This window comes from Pseudomonas sp. GW821-FHT12A04, assembly GCF_058807755.1.
The window spans coordinates 244,243-252,418 of record NZ_JBXAQZ010000005.1; the positions used below are offsets into that span (position 1 = coordinate 244,243).

At 60.4% G+C, this 8,176-nt stretch carries 6 protein-coding genes; 4 read left to right on the forward strand and 2 right to left on the reverse strand.

Translation table 11 applies throughout. From position 1 onward, the window contains the following. Positions 1 to 30: 30 nt before the first annotated feature. Positions 31 to 930 (reverse strand): bestrophin family protein, encoded by a 900-nt coding sequence (locus AC1RS8_RS10590; protein ID WP_489338684.1) that lies wholly within the window; start codon positions 928 to 930, stop codon positions 31 to 33. A gap of 5 nt (positions 931 to 935) precedes the next feature. Then, complete coding sequence (gene moaA / locus AC1RS8_RS10595) at positions 936 to 1,934, reverse strand: GTP 3',8-cyclase MoaA (RefSeq protein WP_489338683.1); 999 nt, start codon at positions 1,932 to 1,934, stop codon at positions 936 to 938. Between the two features lie 595 nt (positions 1,935 to 2,529). Between moaA and AC1RS8_RS10600 the strand changes: the two genes are divergently transcribed. From AC1RS8_RS10600 to AC1RS8_RS10615, 4 genes are all read left to right on the forward strand, one after another. Further along, complete coding sequence (locus tag AC1RS8_RS10600; protein WP_489338682.1) at positions 2,530 to 4,854, forward strand: FdhF/YdeP family oxidoreductase; 2,325 nt, start codon at positions 2,530 to 2,532, stop codon at positions 4,852 to 4,854. A gap of 120 nt (positions 4,855 to 4,974) precedes the next feature. After that, positions 4,975 to 6,396, forward strand: a complete 1,422-nt coding sequence (locus AC1RS8_RS10605; RefSeq protein ID WP_489338681.1) for a cytochrome ubiquinol oxidase subunit I — start codon at positions 4,975 to 4,977, stop codon at positions 6,394 to 6,396. Positions 6,397 to 6,413: 17 nt separating this feature from the next. Further along, entirely contained in the window at positions 6,414 to 7,430 is a 1,017-nt protein-coding gene (gene cydB / locus AC1RS8_RS10610) for a cytochrome d ubiquinol oxidase subunit II (RefSeq protein WP_489338680.1), read from the forward strand. Continuing rightward, positions 7,417 to 7,566 (forward strand): DUF2474 domain-containing protein, encoded by a 150-nt coding sequence (locus tag AC1RS8_RS10615; protein WP_429521465.1) that lies wholly within the window; start codon positions 7,417 to 7,419, stop codon positions 7,564 to 7,566. The genes cydB and AC1RS8_RS10615 overlap by 14 nt, the downstream gene beginning before the upstream one ends. The last annotated feature ends 610 nt before the right edge of the window (positions 7,567 to 8,176 follow it).

The following is an 8,176-nucleotide window of genomic DNA, read 5'->3' on the forward strand; positions in this document are numbered from 1 at the left end:
CTCCCACAGAATTTGCGTGTTTCCTGAGTCTCAGTTCAACACAAAATCCACCGGCTCCAGTTGCGGTGGCAGTTCTGTCACACCCAGGGCCGCCAGCACATCGCGCTCGATATTGCGCACGATGGCATCGGTGGGCAGGTCGTTTTCGTCGCGGCCGAAGGGGTCTTCCAGTTCATCGGCAATCGCATCCAGGCCGAAAAAGGTGTAGCTGACAATCGCGGTGAAAATCGGTGTCAGCCAGCCCAGGGGTTCGGCCATGGCAAAGGGCAAGAGGATGCAGAACAGGTAGATGGTGCGGTGCAGCAGCAGGGTGTAGGGAAAGGGTAGTGGGGTGTTCTTGATTCGTTCACAGACGGCCTGGGCATGGGTCAGGCTGGTCAAATGGTTGGCCATGAGCGTGTAGCGCCAGTCGTTGATCGCCCCGGATTCGTTGAGTGACGAGCACTGTTGACCGACCTGCATCAGTATCTGCCCGCTGATGTCCGTGGTGTTGCCCTTGGGCATCGGGTGCAGCCAGTCGCCACTGGCGGCCATCTCGTTTTCCTGGCGCAGGCGCGCGTTGAGGGCATGGGCGAAGCCGCAGAGGTTGCTGAGGATCGTGTGGCGCTCATCGGTGTCCTTGATCATCAGGGTTTCACGAATCATCGAGCGGATCTCCACGATCACATCGCCCCAGGCCTTGCGCGCTTCATACCAGCGGTCGTAGCAGGCGTTGTTGCGAAAGCTCATGAAGATCGACAACGACAAACCCAGCAGCGTGAAGGGCGTGGCGCTGACCTTGGAAAAGTAGCTGGGATGCAAGGTTTCGATGAGCACGATGGCCGAGGCGAGCAGCGTCACCATCAGGCTGCGCCAGGCGATGCGTTTGGCAATCGAACCCTTGAGGGACGTCAGCACGCCGATCAGGTTGGGTTTGGGTCTCACGATCATGGGTTTCAGCCGCCCGTCATGTTCATGAAGCGAATGACCTGAACATCGTCGTTCACTTCGAAGTTGTGTCGATAAGGCTTGAGTTTCATCGCCTCGATAATGGCTTTTTCCAGGCGCTCGGGCTGTCCGGGGTGGCTGCGCAAGACCGCCTTGAGATCCACGGAGTGCTCATTGCCCAGGCACAGCAGCAGACGTCCCTCCACGGTCAGGCGCACCCGATTGCAGGTGCCGCAAAAGTTGTGGCTGTGGGGTGAGATGAACCCCAGGCGAATCTGCGGCGCCTCGGCCAGGCGCCAGTAGCGCGACGGACCCTGGGTCGACTCGGCGGAATCAATCAAAGTGTAGCGTTCGGCAATGCGTTCGCGGACCTGGCTACTTGCGAAAAACGATTCGGCGCGGCTGTGCTCGTCGATGGTGCCCAACGGCATTTCCTCGATGAAGGAGATGTCGAGGTTACGGTCGATGGCGAAGCTGACCAGGTCATTGATCTCATGGTCGTTGCGACCTTTCATCACCACGCAATTGAGCTTGGTGTTGCGAAATCCCGCCTGGTTGGCCGCGTCGATGCCTTTGATCACCTGCGACAGGTCACCGGTGCGGGTCAGTTCGCGAAAACGTTGCGGGTCCAGGCAATCGAGGCTGATGTTGAGACGCTTGACCCCGGCTTCGAACAACGGCCCGGCCAGTTTGGCCAGCTGCGAACCGTTGGTGGTCATGCACAGTTCACGCAGGCCGGGCAGGGCGGCGATCTTCTCGCACAACTGCACCACGCCCGGACGGATCAGCGGCTCGCCCCCGGTGAGGCGGATCTTGCGGGTGCCCAGCGCCACGAAGCTTTGTGCAAGTTGATAAATCTCTTCCAGGGTCAGCACCCGTTGGCGGGGCAGAAACTGCATGTCCTCGGCCATGCAATACACGCAACGGAAATCGCAGCGGTCGGTGACCGACATCCGCAGATAATCCACGCGCCGGGAGAATCCATCGATCAAGACTTGTTCTGACATGACACCCTCGCTTGGCACGCATTGAATGAATGTTCCGTGTAGGAGCGAGCTCTGCTCGCGATGGTCGTTAACGATTACGCGTGCGTGCTGGCTGAACGCGGTGCTCTGGAGTCCATCGCGAGCAGAGCTCGCTCCTACAAAAAATGCGCTGAAAACGGATTTGTTGTGCGCAGGTGTAGGAGCGAGCCTGCTCGCGATGGTCGTTAACGATTACGCGTGCTTGCTGGCTGAACGCGGTGCTCTGGAGTCCATCGCGAGCAGAGCTCGCTCCTACAAATATTGCGCCGATAACGGATTTATTGAGCGCAGGTGTAGGAGCGCTGAAAACGGATTTGTTGTGCGCAGGCTAAGAGCAACTTGTCGGTCCGTCCAATCACTATTAGTAACCGGTTGATCGAGTGCATCTATGATGGATAAAGTTGCAACGTTAACGGCTGGTTAAATCTTATAAGCTGTTGATAAACAACAATAAATATCGATGATAAATATCCTCGATCATGTGGTCGTAAATAGCGATTAGACAATAATTATTCCCTGTTCATATGCTTTCTCCGTCAAACGATCAATGGCCTGAATCAGGTCACGGAGAAGTACCATGTCTCAAGTCGACCGCTACAAACCCTACAAAGGTGCCGCCGCTGGTTGGGGCGCGCTGATTGCTGTTACCAAAAACTGGCTGGGCAGTGAAAACGCGCTGAAGAATATTCGCGCCATGCTCAAGACCAACCAGAACGGCGGGTTCGATTGCCCCGGTTGTGCCTGGGGCGAGTCGCCGGAAAACGGCATGGTCAAGTTCTGCGAGAACGGCGCCAAGGCGGTTAACTGGGAAGCCACGGGCCGTTTGGTCGACCCGGCCTTCTTCAACAAATACAGTGTCTCGGCGCTGGCCGAGCAGAGCGATTACTGGCTGGAGTATCAGGGCCGCCTGACCCACCCGATGCGCTATGACGCGGCCACCGACCGTTACGTGGAAACCACCTGGGACGAAGCGTTCGCGCTGATCGCCCGGCACCTCAATGCGCTGGAATCGCCGGACCAGGCCGAGTTCTATACCTCGGGCCGGGCCAGTAACGAAGCCGCCTTTCTCTATCAGCTGTTCGTCCGGGCCTACGGTACCAACAACTTTCCGGACTGCTCCAACATGTGCCACGAAGCCAGCGCGGTGAGCATGATCGAAAGCCTCGGCGTGGGTAAAGGCACCGTGGTGTTCGACGATCTGGAACATGCCGATGCGATTTTCGTCATCGGTCAGAACCCTGGCACCAACCACCCGCGGATGCTTGAACCGTTGCGCGAAGCGGTCAAGCGCGGTGCCCAGGTGATCTGTATCAATCCACTCAAGGAGCGCGGGCTGGAGCGCTTCCAGCATCCACAGCACCCGATCGAAATGTTGATGAACGGCTCCGAGCCCACCAACACAGCCTACTTCCGCCCGGCACTGGGCGGCGACATGGCAGTCATGCGCGGCATGGTCAAGTTCCTGCTGCAATGGGAGCGCGAAGCTCAGGTCAGCGGCGGCGAACCGGTGTTCGACCATGAGTTCATCGCCGAACACACCTCGGGGATGGGCGCCTACCTGGGCGAAGTCGACGCAACCAGTTGGGAGCACATCGAGCAGCAGTCGGGCATGCCATTGGCGGACATCGAACTCGCCGCCCGCATGTACGCCCGGTCCAAGCGGGTGATCATGTGCTGGGCGATGGGCCTGACCCAGCACACGCACTCGGTGCCGACGCTGCAGGAAGTCATCAACCTGATGCTGCTGCGCGGCAACGTCGGCCGCCCCGGCGCAGGCCTGTCACCGGTTCGCGGTCACAGTAACGTGCAGGGCGACCGCACCATGGGCATCAACGAACTGGCGCCCACCGACTTGCTCAATGCCCTGGAAAAACGCTTCTCCTTCAAGCCACCTCGCGAGCACGGTCACAACACCGTGATGGCGATTGGCGCGATGGAGCAGGGGCGTTCGAAAGTGTTTATCGCCCTGGGTGGCAATTTCGCCCAGGCCACCCCCGACACGCCACGCACCCACGCCGCGTTGCGTAAATGCGACCTCACCGTGCACATCGCCACCAAGCTCAACCGCAGCCATCTGGTCACCGGTCGTGAAGCGCTGATCCTGCCGTGCCTGGGCCGCACCGACATCGATATCCAGGCCGAAGGGCCGCAAGGCGTGACCGTGGAAGACACCTTCAGCATGATCCACATCTCCCACGGTCAACTGAAACCGAAGTCGAAACACCTGCGCTCCGAGCCTGCGATCATTGCCGGCATCGCCGCCGCGACACTGGGCAAGCACCCGATCGACTGGAACTGGGCCATCGGCGACTACGGCCGAATCCGCAACATGATTGCCGACACCATTCCCGGTTTCGAAGATTTCAACCAGCGCTTGCTGCATCCGGGCGGTTTCCACATGCCCAACGACGCGGCCAGGCGCATCTGGAAAACCGCCAGCGGCAAGGCCCAGTTCACTCCGAGCGTGCTGCCGGAGCACCTGATCAGCGAGGGCGTGCGCAACCTGACGGTCAAGCCGCACCTGATTTTGCAGACCATGCGCTCCCACGATCAGTACAACACCACGCTGTATGGCCTGGATGACCGTTATCGCGGGGTGTACGGCATGCGCGACGTGGTGTTCGCCAACGAGCAGGACATTCGCCGGCTGGGTTTTGAGCCTGGGCAGAAGGTCGACCTGGTGGCGCTGTGGGACGACGAGCGCGAGCGTCGGGTCAGCGGTTTCACCCTGATCGCCTACGACATTCCGGCCGGTCAGGCGGCGGCGTACTACCCCGAGACCAACCCGCTGGTGCCGCTGGAAAGTTACGGTGACCGCACCTTCACCCCGACTTCCAAGTTCATCGCCATCCGGCTGGAGCAGGCGAAGACCAGCAACCTGATTTCGACTTCCGCCGCGTAGCACCGGGGGCGGCCCGGTGCCGCTCACCTAACCCTTTCGACTTGTGTTGGCTGCAGGCCCCCGGCCTGACGGTGGCCCGGCCGTGTGCCGCCGTTTTTCAGCCGCAATGAGGATATCGACATGTTTAACCTGGAGGCACTGGACCTGGCGCGCATTCAATTCGCGTTCACGGTTTCGTTCCACATCATCTTTCCCGCCATCACCATCGGGCTGGCCAGTTTCCTGGCGGTGCTCGAAGGGCTTTGGCTGAAAACCCACAACGACACCTACCGCGATCTCTACCATTTCTGGTCGAAGATCTTTGCCGTCAACTTCGGCATGGGCGTGGTCTCGGGGCTGGTCATGGCCTACGAGTTCGGCACCAACTGGAGCCGTTTCTCCGACTTCGCCGGCAGCATCACCGGGCCGTTGCTGACCTATGAAGTGCTCACGGCGTTCTTCCTCGAGGCCGGTTTCCTCGGGGTCATGCTGTTCGGCTGGAACCGGGTAGGGCGCGGCTTGCACTTCTTCTCGACGGTCATGGTCGCCATCGGCACCCTGATTTCGACCTTCTGGATTCTCGCGTCCAACAGCTGGATGCAAACGCCCCAGGGCTTCGAGATCGTCGACGGTCGGGTGATGCCGCTGGACTGGCTGGCCATCCTGTTCAACCCGTCGTTCCCGTACCGCCTGGCGCACATGGCGATTGCCGCGTTCGTGGCCACGGCATTCTTTGTCGGCTCGTCGGCGGCGTGGCACCTGCTGCGCGGCAACGACACCAAACAAGTGCGCAAGATGCTGTCGATGGCGTTGTGGATGGCCTTGATCGTCTGCCCGATCCAGGCGGTGGTCGGTGACGCCCACGGCTTGAACACCCTGGAGCATCAACCGGCGAAGATCGCTGCCATCGAAGGGCACTGGGAAAACAACGGGAGCGAAGCCACGCCCCTGGTGCTGTTCGGCATCCCCGACATGCAGGCCGAGAAAACCAGGTACGCCATCGAGATTCCGTACTTGGGCAGCCTGATCCTGACCCACAGCCTCGACAAGCAGATCCCGGCGCTCAAGAGCTTCCCGAAAGAGGACCGACCCAATGCGACGGTGGTCTTCTGGAGTTTCCGTGTCATGGCCGGGCTGGGCATGTTGATGGTGCTGGCCGGCGTGCTCGGCCTGGCCCTGCGCCGCAGCGGCGCCATCTACCGCAATCGCTGGTTCCTGCGCCTGATGTTGTGGATGGGGCCAAGTGGCCTGATCGCCATGCTGGCCGGGTGGATCACCACCGAAGTCGGGCGCCAGCCGTGGGTGGTGTATGGCCTGCTGCGTACCGCCGATGCCGCGTCCAATCACAGCGTCGCGCAGTTGAGCATCTCGCTGGCGCTGTTCGTGGTGATCTATTTCTCGGTGTTCACGGTGGGCATCGGCTACATGATGAAACTGGTCGGCAAAGGACCGCAGCCCCATCACGGGCATCCGGTCGACGGGCACTCCGATCAGTTGGTCACACCGCGCCGGCCGCTGTCCGCCGACGCTGAAATTCTCGAAACCGACGCCCGCGTCAATTGAAGGAAGGGAGTTGAGTCATGGGTATTCAAGGTATCGATTTATCGCTGATCTGGGGCTTGATCATCGCCTTCGGCGTGATGATGTACGTGATCATGGACGGCTTCGACCTGGGGTTGGGCATTCTGTTTCCGCTGATCCCGGATGCGAAGGAGCGCGATGTGATGATGAACACCGTGGCACCGGTCTGGGACGGCAACGAGACCTGGCTAGTGCTGGGCGGCGCGGCGCTGTATGGCGCTTTCCCGCTGGCCTATTCGGTGATTCTGGAAGCGTTGTACCTGCCGCTGATCCTGATGTTGTGCGGCTTGATCTTTCGCGGTGTGGCGTTCGAGTTCCGTTTCAAGGCCAGCCCTGAAAAACGTCACATCTGGGACATGGCGTTCATCGGCGGTTCGCTGCTGGCGACCTTTTCCCAGGGCGTGGTGATCGGCACTTACATTGCCGGCATCCCGGTGGTCGATCGCCAGTTCGCCGGCGGTTCGCTGGACTGGCTGGCACCCTTTCCGCTGTTCTGTGGTGTCGGCCTGATCGTCGCTTATGCGCTGCTCGGCAGTACCTGGTTGCTGGTCAAGACCGAAGGCATGCTCGAATCGCGGATGCGCCTGTTCACCCGGCCCCTGGCCTGGCTGCTGTTGGCGGTGATCGGTGTGATCTGTGTATGGACGCCCATCCTCCATCCGGAAATCGCCACGCGCTGGTTTGCCCATGCGCACCTAGCGGTGTTCGGAGGCCTGGCGCTGCTGGCTTTGCTGGCGATGTTCGGCCTGCTCAGGACCCTGCGCCAACGTCACACCCATTGGCCGTTCGCCTTCACCCTGATGCTGGTGTTCCTGGGTTACATCGGCCTGGCGTTCAGCATCTGGCCGAACATCGTGCCGCCGTCGATCAGCCTGTGGGCAGCGGCGTCACCGCCAACCAGCCAGTTGTTCATCCTGATCGGCGCGCTGTTCATTCTGCCGATCATCCTGATGTATACGGTCTGGAGCTATTACGTGTTCCGCGGCAAAGTGAGGATTGGCGATGGCTATCATTGATTCTTGTGAACGGGCACCTTGGTACAAGCGACTTGGGTGGCTGGTGGTGATCTGGTTGGGCAGTGTGGTTGCGTTGGGTGTGGTGGCGGGGGCATTGCGGATGTTGATGCATGCGGCGGGGATGAGTAGCCACTGATGGCCAGTCATTAAGGAGTTCCAGTTCACTTTGATGCGTATGTATGGATTGGATTGGATTGGGTGAATATCCATTCCTGCGGTAACGGCCCCCTATGGTTCCGCTCTTACAGCGGGTCACTTGGAAAAGCCCCAAGTAACCAAGGGCTCTTGCCCCTGACGTTCGGTGCCTCGCTGTGGCTCGGCATGCCCTCGCTCCGGTCCTGCTCCGTGGGCCCGCCGCCATCGGCCATCCATGGCCGGCGGCGGCTAACCCGGCATCCATGCCGGGTTGCCCACTACGCAGAACCTCCGCTCGGCCTCACGAGGGGGCGTGTACCGCAAAAGCGCCCGAGGCGGCCTATCGGCCGGCCTGATCGCAATTGAGCTCGTTTCCGTGTAGGAGCGAGCTTGCTCGCGAAAAACGCCAGGACAACGCGGGCATTCAGACAACCCGCGTTATCGTTGACGTCCATCGCGAGCAGGCTCGCCCCTACAGGTACGAGGTAGCTCTGGCTTTTGATTTTGATCTGCCCCATCGGCCTGCCTGCCCGATCGCAATTGAGCTCGTTTCCGTGTAGGAGCGAGCTTGCTCGCGAAAAACGCCAGGACAACGCGGGCATTCAGACAAC